This window comes from Pantoea sp. S-LA4 (assembly GCF_054482835.1).
Genome location: NZ_JBTLRC010000002.1, coordinates 1272153 through 1290446, shown reverse-complemented (window position 1 = coordinate 1290446; position 18294 = coordinate 1272153). Strand labels below are relative to the sequence as shown.

The following is an 18294-nucleotide window of genomic DNA, read 5'->3' as shown; positions in this document are numbered from 1 at the left end:
TCCTGTAAATTAATTTGGGTGGAAATTTCTAACTGTACCTGTAGATTTATCCACATATATTCTGAAGCTAACACCGCCAGCAACAACATTTGCCGTACCATTCGGGCTGCTCATAGCTTCTTTATAACCACTAGCAGCGGCCTGCTGTCCGAGTTCTAAGATCTTCTGATCCGAGAATATTTTAGGATCGTAGATGGTTTTAGTTTCAGGTGTTGCTTTGTAATCTCCGGTCAGATTTCCAGCCCGATCTTTCGTCGGTATTAAATACTTCACCTCAGTAATACCTTTTACGCCAGTAGGTGTCTCACTGACGATTTTTACATTGTATTCCTTAGCGGCATCGTAAAACGCATTGGAATTATGCCCCCCCGAAATCCCATTTTTTTGTGTAAATCCATCCACTGTTGCCAGATGCTTCGGCTGGTCAATTCTGAAATTCACTCCATCAGGATAAGTGATCGTCGTGGTACCTTTCTCTATACTGGTTTTGTAAGGCAATGAGTTACCATCATACTGACCACCCGGATATTCCACATTCGTAACCGTTTTATCCGGTTTTAGGCTAAATTCGCCTTCACCGGATTTCCAGGCTGATGGCGGCATGTCAGGTATAGCCTTCCCGGTTTTCGAGACAACCTTAGCAACAACCTTCTCTGTCAGTACCGCACCACCTTTCACCACTCCGGCACCGCCAGCCAGCAGACTGGCTATATCGGTGAACAGCTTACCGCCTTCAACACCCGCATTAAACGAGCCGCTGGCCCCGGCTTTCTGGTACTCCGCCTCCATCCGGTCAATGCGGTCGATATAAGACTGCTTCACCGCGTCCGAGACATTACCTAACACATCACCGCTGTTAAACAGTGCCTTCAGTGCCTCGTAAGTTTCTACCGGACTGCTGGCCGTTTTCACGATACTGTCCACCGCGTCATACAGCCCTGCCGGAACCCCTGCCACCATTCCCGCAGCGAAGCTGCCGTCCTGTCCCAGATCTATAGCAGTCCATTTCGCCTGCGTCTGGGCTTTACAGGCCACGCTCTGACATTCTGCCAGCTCTTCTTTCTTTTGAGCCTGTTGTTTCTGGCTCAGATAGTTATTTTCCACCGTCGTCTGACCGGCCAGCGCGCCCGCCATCGCATCGACCGTACTGTCTCCGGCCAGTCCGCCTGCCAGACCCGCCGCCAGCGTTGCCAGTGCGCTTACCGTCTGCTTCTCGGTTTCACTCAGCTGACCGGCGCTTTTGCCGTAGACGTCCAGCGCGATCATTCCCGCCATTTCTGCCGTTGCTGCGCCTGCGGCACCTGCCAGGGCATTATTCCCCTGTGCGGCGGCCAGCGCGGCGTTCACCGCGGCGTGCGCCATGACTTTACCGGCGTCATCCAGCCCGCTGCTGCCGATAATATTCGCGATGTAAGGCGCCGCCCCGCCCGCTGCGGCCTTCGTCAGATCGCCTCCGGCCAGCCCCTGTATCACTGCCGTGGCCGCCTGCATTCCTCGTTGCAGCGACGAACCCGTGCCGAACGGCTTCATCGCCGTGTCGTAGGCCTGCTTCGCCACATCCGCATCCGTGAACGGCTTGCCGGACGCGGCGAGTTGTTCTCTGGCCGCCTTCAGCGCCGCCGGGTCCTGCTGCGCCTGTATGCCCGCTATCTCACCCTGCGTCCGCGCAATATCCCCCGCCTGGCTACCGATTTCCGCTATCAGCTGCGCCGTCTCCATCCGCCGCTGCTCTTTCTCCTTATCGAAGATTTTATCCAGCCCCGGATTCGCATTTTCCACGTCGCGGCTTAAATCTGCAACGTCCTGCGCCTGTTTCTCCTTATCGCGGATAACGATGGTGCCTTCGCTCACCGCCGCCTTCGTCACCGAGTCCGCGCTGCCGCTGTCGTTCAGCCCCGCCAGCAGCCCGTTCGCCATGTTGCCGGCAAACTGTCCGCCGATGCTGCCGCCGGTGCTGATGCCCGCGCTCTGGTGCTCTGTTTTGTAATCCGCGTGGTTCGCGATGTCGCCGAAGCCCAGTGTGCCGGTGTCGAGCCGGTTTTTATCCGCCGTCGCCGTACTCGCGATGACAGCACCGTTCAGCTGCGTGTGCTCACCCACGGTCACGTCAAAGCCGCCCTTCCCGGCGAAGATGCCGGTCTGTTCCGCCACGCTCTGCCAGTTGCTGTGCATCTTATCCCGGCTGAGGTTCACGCTCGCGGAGCCGGTCATCGAGCCGAAGGTGACGCTGCCGCCCGCGCTGGCGCTCTGCTGCTGACTGTCGTAGCGGTCGCTGTCCTGCTCTGAGGTCAGCGTCAGGGTGCGTCCGCTCTCCACCGTCACGCGTTCGCCGCGCGCCTGCGCGCCGGTCAGCGTGGTGTCGCGTCCGGCGTTCAGGCTCAGCCCGTTGCCCGCCGCGAGCGTAGTCTCGGTGTGGGTCAGCCCGTTGCCGTTCTCTCGGCCTTTGCCCGCGTTGACGCTGGCCGACACGCTGATGCCGTAGCCGCCCGAACCCGCGCCGATGCCGACGCCGAGGCTGCCGCCTTTGCTGCTGTTTTTGCTGTCGGTGCGTTCGCTGTTCTGCGCCGACAGCAGGCTGATGTCGTTTTTCGCCGCCAGCGCCAGGTCGCCGCCCGCCGTCAGCCGGCTGCCCTGCACGAGGATGTTGCCTGCGCTGCCCGGCTGTGCGCCGGTGGCGGTAACGGCCAGGTTACCGCCCGCGCCCAGCGTACTGCCCTGCGCTTCACGGCTTTCGGTGCGGCTCTCGCTTTTCGACGACTGGCTGCCGTACGAGGCGCTGACGCCGATCGTGTTGGTTGCGCCTTCATCGTAGCCTTTGTCGCCCGGCTTCAGGCCCGCGGCGGCGTTTCTGGCGTTCGCCGCGTCGGTCTGTGCGCCGTCCATCTGAGCCGCCTGCGCCGCCTGCGTCGCGGTCAGCGCGGCTTTGGTGGCCTGCAGCGCCTTCAGCCGGTCATCACCGGTCTCGCTGGCCGTCCGGGCGGTCTGCACCGCCGTGTTCAGCGCCGCGCCGGCGGTGCCGGACAGCGCCAGCGTCAGGCCGCTCTGCTTCTGTTCTGTCTTCGTCAGGGCGGTATGGCTGTTCTCTGCCGCACTGATGTTCACGTCGCTGCCGCTCAGCGTCAGGTCTTTTCCGGCGATCAGATCGCTGCCGTGCACCTTCAGCTGATTGCCTGCGCTGAGGGTGACGCTGCCGTCGCTGCTGCCAAGGGTGCTGCCCCTGCTGAGCGTGCCGGTGCTGTCGGTGGTGCTCTTCTGCATCGCCTTACCGGCGGTAAAACCGATGCCGCCGGTACCCATCAGGCCCGATTTTTTCTCCTCGCGCTGGTGCGTTTCCTCACGGGTTTCGCTGGCGGTGGTGACGGTCAGATCGCGCCCCGCGCTCAGCCCGACGTCCCGGGTACCGGCGACGTTGCTGCCGGTGATGCCGATATCGCGGCCCGCCTCAAGCAGCACGCTGTCGCCGCTCAGTGTGGTGCTGAGCGCCTGGCGATCGTGCAGCTCGTCGTGGGTTTCCAGACTGCTGCCCGACAGCAGCCCTTTGCTGCTCTGTCTGCTGTGTTCGGTCAGGTCGGTGCTGGCGTGACCGGCATTCAGCACGATATCGCGCCCGGCACTGACGCTGAGCGCGCCGCCCGCCGTGACGTCCGCTGCCGTAGCGCGGATATCCTGTCCGGCACTCAGCTGCAGCGCACCGCCGGTGGTGATGCGGGTGCCGGTATCGCTCTGCTGAGTCAGGTGACGGTAGTTATCGCTTCCCCAGCTCTCATTTTCGCTGTGCTGCGTGCTGACCGTGGAGAGCGTCAGATCGTTGCCGGCCTGAATGCGGGTGGTGCCGTTCTCTCCGGCGTTGCCGATGTCGCTGGCGGCCAGCGTGATGTTGTTCAGGGCGCTCAGCGTCAGCGCGCCGTCACTGCCCTGTACGTAAATACCGGCAGGACGATCGACCCGGCGGTCGGTGCCGTTATCGCGCAGCGTCGACTGGCTGGTGATATCCCGTCCGGCCAGCAGCGACACCTGCCTGTCACCGCTGATGATGCCGCCCAGGTTAGTGATATCCTGACGGGCGGTGAGATTCACCGTATTGCCGCTGATGTAGCCGCTGCTGGTCAGCGACTCTGCCGTCAGCTGCGTCACGTCGCGCCCGCGGATCGTGCCGCTGTTGGTGATGTCGTCACGCGCAGTCAGCGCCACGCTACCGCCCCCGAGCAACGCGCCGTCGCCGGTTAAATCTCCCTCCTTCAGCTTCGCATAGACCTGTGGCACCAGCACGGTCTGCTGCGTGCCGTCCGGCAGCGTCACCGTCTGATTAACCAGCCAGACGATATCGCTGGTCAGCAGCGCCATCTGCGCCGGGGTCAGCGCCACGCCCGGCTCCAGCTGATACGTCTGGGCGAAGGCTACCCCATTATTCATCAGCCCGCGATACTGTTCTTCGTCGCTGGCGTAGCCGCTGAGATAGCGGCTGCCGGTCAGCTGAATAATCTGATCGCGCACCAGACGCTGTTCATAGTAGCCGTCGCCCAGCCGCTTCAGCATCTGGCTGCCATCGGCTGCCAGCGCGTTCTGCATGTAGTCGCTGCTCAGCCACTGCTTCTGGTTAACGAAACGCGGATCGGTCTCCACCAGATAGTGACTGTCGCTGGAGGGCTGCAGACGATAGAGGCTGTTATCTGGCAGCCGGGTATCCGGGGAGACGGCGCGGATCACCGGCGTAACGCTTTGTCCATCGACCAGGGTTGCGGGCAGCGTCAAAGAGAATTTCTGGCCCAACGGAAGCAGTAACGGACGATCTTTCAGGCTACCCAGCTTATCGAGCGTTAATGCGCTGTCGTAGCGCTGGCCCGCGGGAAGCAACGGGCTGCCTTGATCCGCCGCGCCGAGCGCGACCGTGGCAGAGGCCAACTGGCCGCTTACCGCGCCCACCGCAGCGGCCTGGGTCGTCACGGCCTGCAACTGACGGTTGCCGGTCTGATAACCGTTACCCTGTGGCGCGGCGTTCGCCTGCCAGCTCAGGGTCTGCAGATCGATGGTTTCGGTTATCGGTGCCGGACGATAGTCGCTGAGGCTTTTGCCCTGCGACGTCTTGGTTCCGCCCAGTTTCTTTTTCTTTTTCTTCGCGTACCAGCGCATCACGGTACCCTGGTCGGTGGTCACCCGCGTGCCTTGGGTCGCCAGGTTATTCAGCTCACCAATCTCGCCACCCAGCAGCGCACCGGCCACAATCTGGCTATCCTGGTTGGTCAGGCGATCCGCGCTGAAGGTCATGTTACCGCCCGACAGGATCTTGCCCGGATCGCTCTCTTTAATCTGGGTTTCTTCCACCACCCGCTGATAGGTGTATTCATAAAACTCACTGCCGCTGGTGCCATCCGGCATCTTCGCGGTGTGTACGTTATATTTATTTTTTTTGCTGTTATCCACCTGATCCCAGTCGAAGCGATCGGTATGGCCTTTCAGCACCGCGTCATGATGCTGGCTGTTTTCCGTGATGACCGTGGTGGTGACAAGATTGCGGTTGCTGTTGTTGATTTCCGCCATCGCAATCGTCGCGTCATGCCCGGCCTCAATAGTGGCACCCTCATTATTGAGCTGCCGTCCCTGTCCGGTGACCTGATTATTCGCATCCAGCTCTCCGCCAAGATGCAGATCGCCATCGCTGTAAATCAGCGCATGATCGCGGTTGTTTATCGTTTCAGCCGCCACGTCAAGCCGCTGCCGTGCCGCAATCACCGCGGCTTTACCTGCCTCGCTAAGGTTGTTCAGCAGCGTGGCGGCAATGGCGATACGATCGCCAAAAATGCGGCCGCTACCGGCGTTATTGACCACGCGGGCCACAAGGTGGGTCAGTTCACCATCGATCAGCCCACGGTTCTCCAGCGTATCGGCGGCGGTGATGTGGGTCTGCTGCGCACTGATTTCCCCGCTGGCCTGGTTACTGACGTTCTGAGCGGTCAGGAACAGTGCCTGCTGAGCAGTGATCGCCCCGTCGTTAGTGACAGTACCGCCGGATGTCAGACGCAGCGTGCCATTCGCGCTGACCTCGCCCTGGTTGTAGAAATCGTCTGCCAGGGTGATGCCAAGATTCCCCTGCGATGCGACCTGCCCGTCGCCACTCAGAGAGGCAGCGATGATCTGCGCCTCTTTATCGGCGACCAGCGTGCCCTGGCGGTTATTCAGCGCCAGCGTCTGGCCCTGAGCGCTATCCTGAATCGTCAGGGTATCGGCTGAAGAGATCAGCCCGCTGACATTATCCAGCGCCTGCTGGATGGTCAGCGCCAGTCGGGTGTTAGCCCGCAAGGCGCCCTGACTGTTGTCCAGCGAGCTGGCCTGAACGCTCAGCTGGTCCGCTTCAATTCCTTTGCCGCTCTGCTGCGTATCGCGGTTAATCAGCAGTGGCGTCGTGATATCCAGCCCCCGATCGCTTTTTAGCAGCCCGCCATTATTATCAAGCTGTTGGGTCAGCGCCAGGCTGGCTGTTCCGATGCTCTGAAGCTGACCGGATGTGTTAATCATCTGGCCTGCCATCAGCGTCGTGGTGCCGGCTGAAAAGAGTTTACCGTTCTGGTTCTGCAGCAGGTTCTGGCCGAGGTTAAGCGTTAACTCTTTACCGCCCTGAATCTGCCCCTGCTGGTTGTCCAGACTGCCGCTTTCGATGCGGGTATTGCCCGATGCGGCAATCAGTCCCTGCTGATTTGTCAGTGCCTGACCGGCGGTATTAATCGTTACATCGCCCGCCGATTGAAGTTTGCCCGCGCTGTTATTCAGCGCCTGGCCGTTAATGCTGAGCCCGCCGTTACCCGCTATCTGCCCCTGGCTGTTATTCAGTTCAGCGCCGATCAGCGTCGCCTGATTGCCCGCGGCGATAAAGCCGGTCTGGTTGTTGATCCCGCCGCTGCGCAGCGTCAGATCGTTAAGTGCAATGATGCCGCGCTGGTTACCACTGTCGCTGTTGATCAAGGCATGACCCTGAGTATCCAGCGTCAGGTCGCTGCCCGCCTGCAATAATCCGCCCTGATTCTGCAGTTCACCGGTGGTCATCGACAGCAAATCGCGGCCGCCGGTCAGCGTACCTTCACGGTTGTTGACGTCACCGGCCTGAATCAGGCTACCCTGACTGCCGGTAATAAAGCCCCGCTGGTTATCGATCTGACCAGTGTATAACGTCAGCACTCCGCCGCTGTAGAGGCCGCCGGTGGTGCCACTGTCGCGGTTTACAAGGCTATTACCGTGGCTATTCAGTTTCAGATCGCCAGCCGACTCGATTCTGCCCGCCTGGTTATTCACTAATCCGCTATCGAGTTGCAGCGTTCCCTTCGCGCCTAACTGCCCCTGCTGATTACTGAAGGCCTGCTGCCGGGTATCAACAGTAATATTTTTTCCGAGGATCACCCCGCCGTTGCTGGTGATCTGCCCGGTCGCCAGACGCAGATCGCCCCCCGCGACGATACCCGCACGCTGACCGCTGTCGTTATTGATCAGCGCTGCGCCCTGGGTGTTAAGCGATAGTGCCTCGCCCGCCTGCAGCAGACCGCGCTGATTGTCCACGCCCGCGGTTTCCAGCGTCAGTGAACCCTCGGCGGAGAGGATGCCGTCGATATTGCTGAGCGCACCGCTATTGAGTTGCGCATTTCCAGCCGACGCCATCACACCGCTGTCGTTGTCGGTCTCGCCACTGTGCAGCGTCAGATTGCCGCCAGCAATCACGCCGCCGGAGTCGCCGCTTTGCTGATTGATCAGCGCCTTTCCGTGAGTATCCAGCAACATATCGCCGCCGGACTGCAGCCGCCCGGCACGGTTGTTCAGCGCGCCGCTCGCCAGTTGCAGCGTTCCCTTTGCACTCAGCAAACCGCCCTGCTGATTAAGCTCCTGCTGATGCGTATCAATGATGACGTTCTGGCCCTGAATAACGCCCCTGTTGCCGTTAACCTGCCCGGTCGACAGTTGCAGATCGCCGCGCGCTACGATGCCGCCGCGCTCGCCACTGTCGCTATTGGTCAACAGTGCGCCCTGCGTATCCAGTGAGAGCGTCTCAGCGGACTGTAACAGACCGCGCTGGTTGTCGAGCGCGCCGCTATTCAGCACCAGCGGACCTTCTGACATCAGCGTGCCGTCGGCGTTGTTCAGCGTCCCGCTATTGATGGTCGTCGCAGACGCCGCGGCAATCATGCCGTGCTGGTTATTGGTCTCGCCACTGAACAGCGAGAGCGTACCACCGCTGAGTATGCCGCCCTGACCGCTGTCACTGTTGATCAGCGCCTGTCCGTGGGTATCAATCAACATCTCGCTGCCGGACTGGATCACGCCGGCGTGATTATTCAGCTCGCCGGTGGTGAGATTAAGACCACGTTGCGCCACCAGATTACCGCGGCTGTTATCCAGCCCGCCCAGTTGCGTATCCGCCACGATCTGATGACCGAGCAGAACGCCATCCCTGTTGTTGATGCCCTGACTGTGACTGTTCAGCTGCTGTGCGGCTTCGATGCGGCCCTGGGTATTATCTATGCCCTGCCCGATTGCCAGCGTGGCGTCACCGCCCACCGCAGCAAGCCGGCCCTGCTGATTTTCAAGGCGACTACCGTTGAGATGCAGGTTCTGACCGGCCAGCAGCGACCCCTGGCCATTAGTCAGCGCCCCCTGAACGGTGACCCGCAGATCGCCCTGATCAGCCGCCAGCAGCGTACCGCCGCGGTTATCCAGCTCGCCGGAGGAGAGGCGCAGCGTGCCACCGCTCTCTATCCGTCCAGCCTGATTATCTGTGGTGCCCGCAACGGCGATCGTCATCTCGCCCGCTGCCCGCTGCGAGAGCAGGCCCTGCCGATGATTCAGCGAGTCCGCCGTCAGCGTCACCGTCTGGGCCTGGGTCTCTCCCTGAGAGAGGTCGAGCTGTCCGCCGCTCAGATTCAGCGCGCCCGCCGACAGCACGCTGCCCTGGTTGCCCGCCAGCTGGGTGGTGTTGAGCGTCAGCGCACCGTCACCTGCCAGCTGTATCGTGCCCTGCTGGTTATCGAGATAAGGCGTATCCAGCTGCAGAGAAGGCCCGTTGCCGGCGATCAGGCCGCTGCGGTTTTCAATCCGTTGCGCCTGCAGATGGGTATCGCCTTCATTGATAATGGTGCCCTGATTGTTGAGCAGTGAACCGGTCCTGAGCGTCAGCGCATCCCGGTTTTGCTGACGCAGCAGGCCGCGATTGTTACTGATGTTTTGTGCCGTGACGGCGAGATTGCCCGCTGCCAGTTTGCCATCATCGTTGGTTAACCCGGTGGCGGCCTCTACCCGCAACGTCCTGCCCGCAACCGTAGCGCGTGCGGTGGAGATATCCGCCTGGGTCGCGGTCAGGGCGATCGCGTCCGCCGCCGTCTGGCTGTCGGCCAGATCGACCCGGCTGCCCTGCGCCTGGATCTGATTGTGTGCCAGATTTTTTCCCTGCGCGATCAGTTCGCCCTGGCTGGTGAGCACCAGATTACCGGGCTGGCTCAGCGTCCCGCTGCTGTCCGCACCCGCAGCCAGGATACCGTCGTGGCTGCTTTCAATACGCTGAGCCGTCAGCGTAGCGTGGCTGCCCGCACTCACCACGCCGCTGTTGCGTAGCGTACCGCCCGCGCTCAGCGTGACCGCCTGCTGTGAAAGGATTTTTCCGCTGTTACTTTGATCGCCCTGGCTGGCTAACTCCATCGGCGCCTGGCTTTGCAGCGTACCGCTGTTTTCCAGCCGGCCATCAACAGAGAGGCGCAGCTCACCCGCACTGGCGCCCAGTTCGCCCGCGTTACGGACTCCGACGCCTTTTTCCGTACCGGTCAGGGTGATTTTATTGGCATACATCCCGCCAATGGCCGCCACGTCGAGCGCAAAGTCAGGACGGGTTGTCTCATCACCCGGTTTGACGCTGGTGACGTTTCCCTCTGCTGCTACCTGATTTTTACCGGTCACCACGTTCAGTTCGCGGGCATGAATTTTCGCGTTAACGGCCACCGACTGGGCGATGATCTGAGTGTAGTCGGCATCCGTCCCGTTAAAGCCGTTACCTTCGATATTGACCCGACCGCCGTTAACGTCAAAGCCTTTCAGCTGACCGTTTTCCATCAGCACCTGGCCGGTGGTTAGCGTATTGCGACTGGCATTGATGAAACCGCAGCCGTTACAGGTGATGCCGGAGGGATTAGCGATCACCACCGCCGCCCGCTTACCGGCCACCTCTATAAAACCATTGAGCTGGCTGGGATTGCGGCTGTTAACCTCGTTGAGGATCACGCTGGCTTCCTGCTTTGAAAGCCACGGGTTAGCCGCGACCATACCGCCGATCTGAGTCTGGGTGTTCTGATGACTGTTGTTCAGGATGGCGCCGCGCCCGTCGACATCCAGCTGGCTAAACTGGTTGCGGGATACGCCCTGGCTGTTCGGAGTCTGGATATTGATCTGCGGCAGTCCGTTAGCCGTCGCCATGACCGTTGGCTGCTGGTTAGCCGGTGCCCGGCCGTCAGCCACGATATTCGCCTGCACCGGCAGGCTGATGACGCCCGCAGCCAGCCACAGTGAGAAGCTGATCGGTGTAATACGCAACCGCGCTTCTGCACGCGTGGCGCGCTGGCGACAACGGGCCATGCGAGAGTAACCGCTGCGGGCAATATCGGGCACCACCATGAGCATGCCGCGAACCCGGTTAAAGATGATGCGATAGCAAAGTTTATTCATAATGCGCACAGTCCATTGTCAGCAATAGGGATGAATAGGGTTAATAGTTCCAGTTGACGCTGAAGCCAAAAGTGACCGGATCGGTTTTAAAGCCATCGGGTTTCGACAGTGGCGTACCGGCAAAAAAGTCATAGCTGAGACTGGCAGGCGTGATCGCACCGCGCAGTCCGACCACGCCACCCGCCAGATGACGGCCAACGGGTCCGCCCTGAGTAGCGCTGTGACCGCCCACTTCGCCGTAATCAACGCCCAGATAGAGCTCCTGGGCAGGCAGCGGCGTCTGCCAGGCCAGGGTGTTCTGCAGCGTCCAGCCGCGACTGGCGCTGAGGGTGCGTTCACCATCAAATCCACGCACCGTCCAGCGGTTGCCAATCGAAAACTCATCCTGCGGTGTCAGCGGGGTGTTACTCATCTGCCGACGATATTGGATGTTGTAACTTAAATGCTGCTTACCCAGCGTAAAGGGTGTTGTCAGCCCGGCCTGCCAGCTGAGAATTTTTGATAGCGCCGTGGCGTACGTGGAATCCTGCCAGGACTCCTCCCAGGCGGGCATGGCGCCAAACCAGCGCGTACCGCGCTGATAGCTGACACCGGCATCCAGCGTCGCCGGACCGATGTAGTGACGATGTGACAGACCGAGTCGCCAGGCGCTGGTGCGCCGCTTCTGACTTTCAATTTCGGTGTCATCGATAAAGTTGCGCGACTCTCTGACCAACACATCCGCGCTGACGGTGGTTTTGGATGACGCGTTGCGGTGTAAAACCCGGCTGGCCTGCAGATCCAGTGAGCGGCTTTTACCGGCGTAGAGGAAATCACGGCTGTAGCCCGCCACCGTCTGGTGATAGTCGTAATCGCTGGCGGTAACGCCCAGCAGCCAGTAGCCCAGCGGTACCGAGTAGTGGCCTGACAGACTTTTGCTGCTTTTTCGCCCGGCGAAGCCGAGGTCACGACTGGCGGTGAGATAAAAAAGATCGCTGAGCGAGGTAGGGTTATCCAGCGCCAGCATCAACCCGCTCTGGTAACGTCCGGTGCTTTCGGTACCGGAATCATCCAGCCAGGCACCAAGCCGCCAGAAACGACGCTGTGTACGCTCGATCACAATGTCGCTTTCACCCGGCTTCTCACCCGGCCGCAGCGTCATATGCGCTTCGACACTGGGCAGTCGTTGCAGGTTCTCCAGCCCCTGCTCGATGTCACGCAGATCCAGCAGATTGCCCGAATGCGCCGGTAGCGCAGACCACAGGTTCACATAGTGAGACGATGAAGGTGTCAGCATCACATGACGCACTTTGCCAGGCACAATCAGGAAGCGCAGTTCGCCCTGCCGCAGATCCTGCTGCGGTGCCAGTACCCGTGTTGTGACCCAGCCGTGGTTAATCAGCCGGTTCTGCAGAATCGACATCAGCTGACTGATGCCTTTTACGCCCAGGCATTGACCATTGGCCTGGCTGGCAAGGCGCTGCAACGGCACCCAGTGCGGCAGCGCCTCCTGCCCGGAAAGCGTAACCTGATGGATGACAAAACAGGGCGTTTCGTGCGGAAAAGTGAGATGTGAAGGCGACGGAACCGGTTCGGATAAGCGGATATCCGGGGCCTGAGGTTGCAGGCGTTCCTGCTGCGCTTTTTGTTGCTCCTGCTGATGCTGTAACTGCGCGTCGCCCGGCGCAGCCTGAGCCATGCCCGGGATCATTGCGCACAGCAGAATCGCGGTTGCTGAAAATCGTCCTTTATTTTCTGGCTGCATAATAGGTCCATTTATTAAATGTAACAGAATATGTCACTCCGTATATTCCGCGTACATTATGCGCCCGGGCAATAAAATCTCAAGAAAAAAAAGCAGAAAACTTACACAAAACTTACAATACTTAACGAAACCCCTTACTGATAAAAGTACCGATAATTACCAGTAATTCCACCCGAGTCGCGATGCAAGTGGGTCATTTTCCGCGGACACTCATGAACAGGCAATACCACAGCTGTAGCGGGTTTCCGATAAAATGGCTCAATATTTATTTCAAAGCCTTCCACCTTTTATTTTACTTATCACCGGATCTGTAAATTTATTTTTAACCTGACTTGTCATTCTGGAACGACTGTTAACTGAATAATCAAGCAGAATTTTCGGCGCGGGTGTTAAAGCGGCTACCCTGATCCATCATCCGTCTGAAAGGCCTGCCCTCCCTTTTTTGGGTAAAAAAAAGCCTCCTCACGAATGAGGAGGCCTGATAACAACAGCAGCCAGCCGCGATCGCTATCGCGTCAGGCGTGGGGGTTAGTGCAGCTTGAGCCGCGGGCGGATTACCCTATTGATACTGCCGACCAGCATCATCAGCCCGGTTTTGAAATAGCCATGCAGTGCAATCTGGTGCATACGGTAGAGCGAGATGTACACAAAGCGCGCAATGCGCCCTTCAACCATCATCGATCCGCGCATCAGGTTACCCATCAGGCTGCCGACGGTACTGAAGCGTGACAGTGAGACCAGCGAGCCGTGATCTTTATAGACGTAGGCTTTCAGGGGCTTACCCTGACGCTGCGCCAGAATATTTTCCATGGCGCGTGATGCCATCTGGTGTGCCGATTGCGCACGCGGTGGAACAAAGCCGCCACCTGGCAAGGCGCAGGAGGCGCAATCGCCAATCGCATAGATGTCTTCATCCAGCGTGGTTTGCAGCGTCTCTTTCACCACCAGCTGATTGATACGGTTGGTCTCCAGCCCGCCAATCTCTTTCAGAAAGTCAGGGGCTTTGATGCCGGCGGCCCATACCATCAGGTCAGCCTCAATAAACTCACCGTTTTTAGTATTCAGGCCGTGGCGCTCGGCGCTGGTCACCATGGTCTGCGTCAACACCCGCACGCCCAGCTTGGTCAGCTCCTGATGGGCGGCCGCTGAGATGCGCGGCGGTAGCGCGGGCAGAATGCGCTCGCCCGCCTCAACCAGCGTGACGTTCAGCGCTTCGCGTCCCAGTCCTTTAAAGCCATAACTGTGCAGCTGTTTTACCGCATTGTGCAGTTCCGCCGACAGCTCGACGCCGGTTGCGCCGCCGCCGACAATTGCGATGTTTACCTTCTCCACTTTGCCTTCGCTGGCCGAGAACTTCAGGAACAGATTGAGCATTTCATTGTGAAAACGGCGCGCCTGATGCGGGTTGTCGAGGAAAATGCAGTGATCTTTGACGCCGGGGGTGCCGAAGTCATTGGACGTGCTGCCCAGCGCCATCACCAGCTGGTCATACGCCACCTCGCGTTGTGGCACCAGCACCTCGCCGTTGGCATCCAGCACTTCTGCCAGCTGGATCACTTTGCGGGTGCGATCGATATCGGTCAGCGAGCCAAGCTGAAATTCAAATCCGTGGTTGCGGGCGTGCGCCAGATAGCTTAACGCATCAATCCCTTCATCCATTGAGCCGGTAGCCACTTCATGCAGCAGCGGTTTCCACAGGTGGCTGTGGTTACGATCTACCAGAATGATTTCGGCTTTCTTTTTACGACCGAGTTTATGACCCAGCTGCGTCGCCATTTCCAGGCCGCCAGCGCCCCCTCCAACGATAACAATTTTCTTAACAGACGTAGTCAACAAGGACCCCCTCAAATTGTGAACCAAAAGTTAATCAATGGTTAAATTAAACCTTAATAAACATAGGGTTGGCGAAGTTAAAATCGCAATCTGAGGGCAGAATAGCATGGCGCAGACAGGAGAACATAAGAAAATTGATATACATCAAAGCAGGCAGATAAAACTCAGAAAATTACGCAGCGAAAACAGGCACCTCGCGGTGCCCTTTTGCTTAACCCAATGTTTTGAAAGCTTTTATCCGCTGAAGATGTGGGGAGATATTTTTGAATTTGTGCCCTTCGGACTCGTCCCAGACAATTTCATAAAAAGGATGGAGTTGATCGGCGATGCGCTGGCTGTCGAGTGCCTCATCCTGTCGCGAAAGAAAGGTCAGGCAGCGGTCACGATTGCGTTCGCGAAAATCGCTGACGCATTTGGTCGCGATATCCTGATACTCCTCCGGGCGGTCAATTTTTCCTTCCATGTTCTCAAACGGATAGAGGTTAGGATTAAAAATCGCCTGGCGGATGCCGCACAAAAACCCGATGCGCTCTGACCAGTAACCGCCCAGCCCTACGCCACAAATCAGCGGCCGATCGTCGTCGCTCAGGCTCAGCATTTTATCGGTCTCTTTCAGCAGAAACTGCATGTCATGTTTGGGATGACGGGTGCTGTAACTGATCAATCTGACGTCAGGATCGATAAACTGCAGTTGCAGCACCTTTTCGTGATTACCCGGACTGGTGGAATCAAAACCGTGCAGATAGATGATCATGATAATCCTCAAGGTAGAGATAGCGCCGGGCAGTCACTGCTTACCGCGACGCTTTATAAGCCAGCCAGCGTTCCTGAAGTGAACTCAGTTGCTGCGCATTGCTTTTCCAGCGACGGCTTGCCTGCAGGCTGTCGCGGGTAAAAGTGCCTCGATGATACAACTGCGTGACCCGCTCTGCCCCGATCAAGGTCAGGTTATCTAACACACTGATAGCCCCCTGACGCTGATTGCAGACCAGAATCATGTCACAGCCGGCAGCAAGCGATTGTTGCGCACGCTCCGGATAGCTCCCCATCACGGCAGCCCCTTCCATCGAAAGATCGTCGGAGAAGATGACGCCGTTAAAGCCCAGCTGCTGGCGTAACACCGTTTTGAGCCAGTAAGGCGAACCGCTGGCGGGTAGCGGATCGATGTCAGTGTAGATCACGTGCGCCGGCATAATGGCGTCCAGCGCCTGTTCTTCGATCAGCGTGCTGAAGATCGCCATATCATGCTCGCGCAGCGTGGCTTCATCGCGCGGATCGCGTGGCGTCTCTTTGTGTGAATCGGCGCTGACTGCCCCGTGGCCGGGGAAATGTTTCCCGGTGGTTTTCATGCCGGCTTCGTGCATTCCGGCAATAAAGCGGCGGGCGACCGCCAGCGCAATCGCCGGATCGGCATGAAACGACCGGTCGCCGATCGCTGCGCTGATGTGGCCGATGTCGAGCACCGGTGCGAAGCTGATGTCGATATCCATCGCGATCATCTCGGCGGCCATCTGCCATCCCGCCTGTTGCGCCAGCTCGCCTGCGGTCGTTTGATCGTGGAGCGCGGCAAACGACTGCATTGCCGGCAACTGGGTGAAGCCGTCCCGGAAACGCTGGACCCGTCCGCCCTCCTGATCCACTGCCACCACCAGCCGGGTGTGCGATGCCGCGCGGATCTGCCGCACCAACTCCGCCAGCTGCGCCGGATCGTGATAATTACGGGCAAACAGTATCAGCCCGCCAACCAGCGGATGCTGCAAAATTTCGCGCTCTTCGCCGTCCAGCTCATAGCCTTCGACGTCGAGCATCAATGGGCCGGGTAAATGTGATGTCATAACCTGAATCCTGTCGCATTGCGTCGCTGCGCAACGCCGTTAAATCTGTTCCCAGCTCTGTCGAGCCATCTGTTGCAAAGTTTCATCGCCACTTTGCTCGGCGCGCAGCTGATACCAGCTGGCCATCAATAGCCGCAGCCACGGTTGCCAGCATGCCACCTGCCGCTGAAGCGTGCTCAACGGCAGTCGTGCCGCGTCAGCGTACTCTCTCAGCCAGTCAGCCTGATGCTGCGGATCGGCCGCGCAGACCGCAGCCAGTTCCAGTGCCACATCGCCATCCGCCGCATATTCCCAGTCGATTAAACGCAGCTGCCGGGCATCCTGGATCAGATTGCCGCCGTGGACATCCATATGCAGCGGTGCCAGCCTCAGCGGTCGGGGCTCGCCCTGCCGGGTGAGGCTCTGCAGCGCGGCCAGCCAGCGGTGATGTCGCTGCTGACACGCCTGCCAGTAGTGCCACAGCAGCGGCCGCAGCAGCAGGCGATAGCCGGTCAGCGGCTGCTGATGCAGCTGTCGCAGCAGTGCGACAACTGCCGGACGTTGCTGACTGAACGCCGCGCTGTCGAGCGGTTCTCCAGCCGACCATGTCAGCAGCACGCCGTGACGGTTGCCCGCGATCGGTGGTGCCGCCAGGCCAGCCGGCTGCAGTTTGCTTAACAGACGAAACTCACGCTGCCGATCGACAAACGGAATAGCGGGTTGCGGTGCGGGCCGCGCGATAAAAGTCCCGCGCGGCGTGACAATTTTCTGGCTCTGGCCGGTCAGGCCGGCCAGCGGCGTGACGGTCATTGACGCGGTCTCACCGATGGCCTGCTGAATAATCCGCTGGAAAGCCGGATTAATTCTGTGCAACGCCGTTACCGGACCAGATGATCTCGCCGGTCTGCACCAGCATCAGCTGCATCTGCAGCGTCGGCGCTTTCACATCGCCCTGCGCGTTGCTGTAGAGCACATACTGGGCATTAACGTTGCGCGCCAGACCGATGGCTTTACTGCGCGAATTGAGGCTGTCATCCGGCGATAAACCCAGCGTTTGCTTGGCCTGATTCAGTTGTTCAGTGGAGACCAGCGTGAACTTGCCATTGTTGTTCAGGGCGTTCTGAATCGCGGCGGTCGCTTTCTCGCTTTGCAGCGCGCCATTAGTGCTGTTTTTAATCCGGTCCACCAGCAGAACGCTGCCCGGCTCGGCGCTGGCGGCGCTGAGCATCTGCGCCACTAATGGCTGAACGCTGGCATCCCAGTTAATGGTTTTCAGCTTCGGCGGCTGAGGAATCGGCTGCGGTTGCGGTACCGGCTCAGGTTGCGGCACCGGCTGCACCGGTTCAGTCGGCTGTGTCGGTTCGACCGGCGCTGGCTGCTGCTGTTTCACCACACAACCGGTCAGAATGAGCGCCATCAGAAGCGCTCCAGTACGATTAACACTGCGTATCACGTAAACAATCCTTAAAGATAGAGATAAAGGCGAACCTTGCTGGCGCTCAGGTTACCCAGTTGCGACATCACGACAATGCTCCCCTGTGCCGGAACGCTGACGGTTTGTGCCGGTTCCTGCGGGGTGATTTCCAGCCCCTTGTCGTCGTACCAGTAATAACGATAGTGCACAATCACCGGCGTTTCGCGTTGATTATAGAGCACGCTGGCGGCACGCTTCTGTCCATCGTGCTCATCCAGCGTCGGTTCATCGGTGATGATGCCCGCGGATAAGACAGACGACTCCATCACCAGTGACTGCGAGGTGTTGATCATCGGTTTATCACTGCTGCAGCCGGCCAGGCTGAGCAGGAACGGCAGGCCAATCAGCCAGGATCGCATAGCACGTTTCCGTTAGAGGTTCAGTTTGACAACATCGGGCCAAGCGGCTCGCCGCCCAGCAGATGCATATGGATGTGATACACCTCCTGACCACCATGTTTGTTGCAGTTCACAATCAAACGATAGCCATCCTGATCGATCCCTTCCTGACGGGCAATCTTCGCGGCAGTGGTAAACATGCGGCCCAGCGCATGTTCATGCGCCGCTTCAACCTCATTCACCGTTGGGATCAGCACATTCGGCACGATCAAAATATGGGTTGGCGCTTTTGGCGAGATATCGCGGAACGCGGTGACCAGTTCATCCTGATAAACCACATCAGCGGGGATTTCGCGGCGGATAATTTTACTAAAAATGGTTTCTTCAGCCATGGTGCAATTC

The 18294-nt window shown here is 59.1% G+C and carries 9 protein-coding genes; all 9 read right to left on the bottom strand.

Annotated elements, in window-relative coordinates:
* Positions 1–9: 9 nt before the first annotated feature.
* Positions 10–10689: a hemagglutinin repeat-containing protein gene (locus tag ACX3P5_RS06880; RefSeq protein WP_458968452.1), complete on the bottom strand. Its 10680-nt coding sequence runs from the start codon at positions 10687–10689 to the stop codon at positions 10–12.
* A 40-nt stretch (positions 10690–10729) separates the two neighbouring features.
* Positions 10730–12433 carry a ShlB/FhaC/HecB family hemolysin secretion/activation protein gene (locus ACX3P5_RS06875; protein WP_458968451.1) on the bottom strand — a complete coding sequence of 568 codons (1704 nt, stop codon included), beginning with the start codon at positions 12431–12433 and terminating at the stop codon, positions 10730–10732.
* Between the two features lie 528 nt (positions 12434–12961).
* Positions 12962–14266, bottom strand: a complete 1305-nt coding sequence (locus ACX3P5_RS06870; protein ID WP_233984615.1) for an NAD(P)/FAD-dependent oxidoreductase — start codon at positions 14264–14266, stop codon at positions 12962–12964.
* Positions 14267–14477: 211 nt separating this feature from the next.
* Positions 14478–15020, bottom strand: a complete 543-nt coding sequence (gene ycfP, locus ACX3P5_RS06865) for an alpha/beta hydrolase YcfP (RefSeq protein ID WP_233984616.1) — start codon at positions 15018–15020, stop codon at positions 14478–14480.
* Between the two features lie 40 nt (positions 15021–15060).
* Positions 15061–16101 carry a beta-N-acetylhexosaminidase gene (nagZ, locus tag ACX3P5_RS06860; RefSeq protein WP_233984617.1) on the bottom strand — a complete coding sequence of 347 codons (1041 nt, stop codon included), beginning with the start codon at positions 16099–16101 and terminating at the stop codon, positions 15061–15063.
* Between the two features lie 39 nt (positions 16102–16140).
* The gene (thiK, locus tag ACX3P5_RS06855; protein ID WP_409520470.1) at positions 16141–16923 is read right to left on the bottom strand and encodes a thiamine kinase; all 783 of its coding nucleotides are present in this window, start codon (positions 16921–16923) and stop codon (positions 16141–16143) included.
* Positions 16924–16939: 16 nt separating this feature from the next.
* Complete coding sequence (lpoB, locus tag ACX3P5_RS06850) at positions 16940–17533, bottom strand: penicillin-binding protein activator LpoB (RefSeq protein ID WP_233984618.1); 594 nt, start codon at positions 17531–17533, stop codon at positions 16940–16942.
* Between the two features lie 11 nt (positions 17534–17544).
* Entirely contained in the window at positions 17545–17913 is a 369-nt protein-coding gene (locus ACX3P5_RS06845; protein ID WP_336755006.1) for a YcfL family protein, read from the bottom strand.
* Positions 17914–17933: 20 nt separating this feature from the next.
* Positions 17934–18284 carry a purine nucleoside phosphoramidase gene (gene hinT, locus ACX3P5_RS06840; protein ID WP_094120399.1) on the bottom strand — a complete coding sequence of 117 codons (351 nt, stop codon included), beginning with the start codon at positions 18282–18284 and terminating at the stop codon, positions 17934–17936.
* Positions 18285–18294: the final 10 nt, after the last annotated feature.

Excerpts from the sequence above, each read along its gene's own strand:
- ycfP (WP_233984616.1), bottom strand. The coding sequence starts at position 15,020 with ATGATCATCTATCTGCACGGTTTTGATTCCACCAGTCCGGGTAATCAC.
- ACX3P5_RS06845 (WP_336755006.1), bottom strand. The coding sequence starts at position 17,913 with ATGCGATCCTGGCTGATTGGCCTGCCGTTCCTGCTCAGCCTGGCCGGC.
- hinT (WP_094120399.1), bottom strand. The coding sequence starts at position 18,284 with ATGGCTGAAGAAACCATTTTTAGTAAAATTATCCGCCGCGAAATCCCC.
- ACX3P5_RS06875 (WP_458968451.1), bottom strand. The coding sequence starts at position 12,433 with ATGCAGCCAGAAAATAAAGGACGATTTTCAGCAACCGCGATTCTGCTG.
- nagZ (WP_233984617.1), bottom strand. The coding sequence starts at position 16,101 with ATGACATCACATTTACCCGGCCCATTGATGCTCGACGTCGAAGGCTAT.
- ACX3P5_RS06880 (WP_458968452.1), bottom strand. The coding sequence starts at position 10,689 with ATGAATAAACTTTGCTATCGCATCATCTTTAACCGGGTTCGCGGCATG.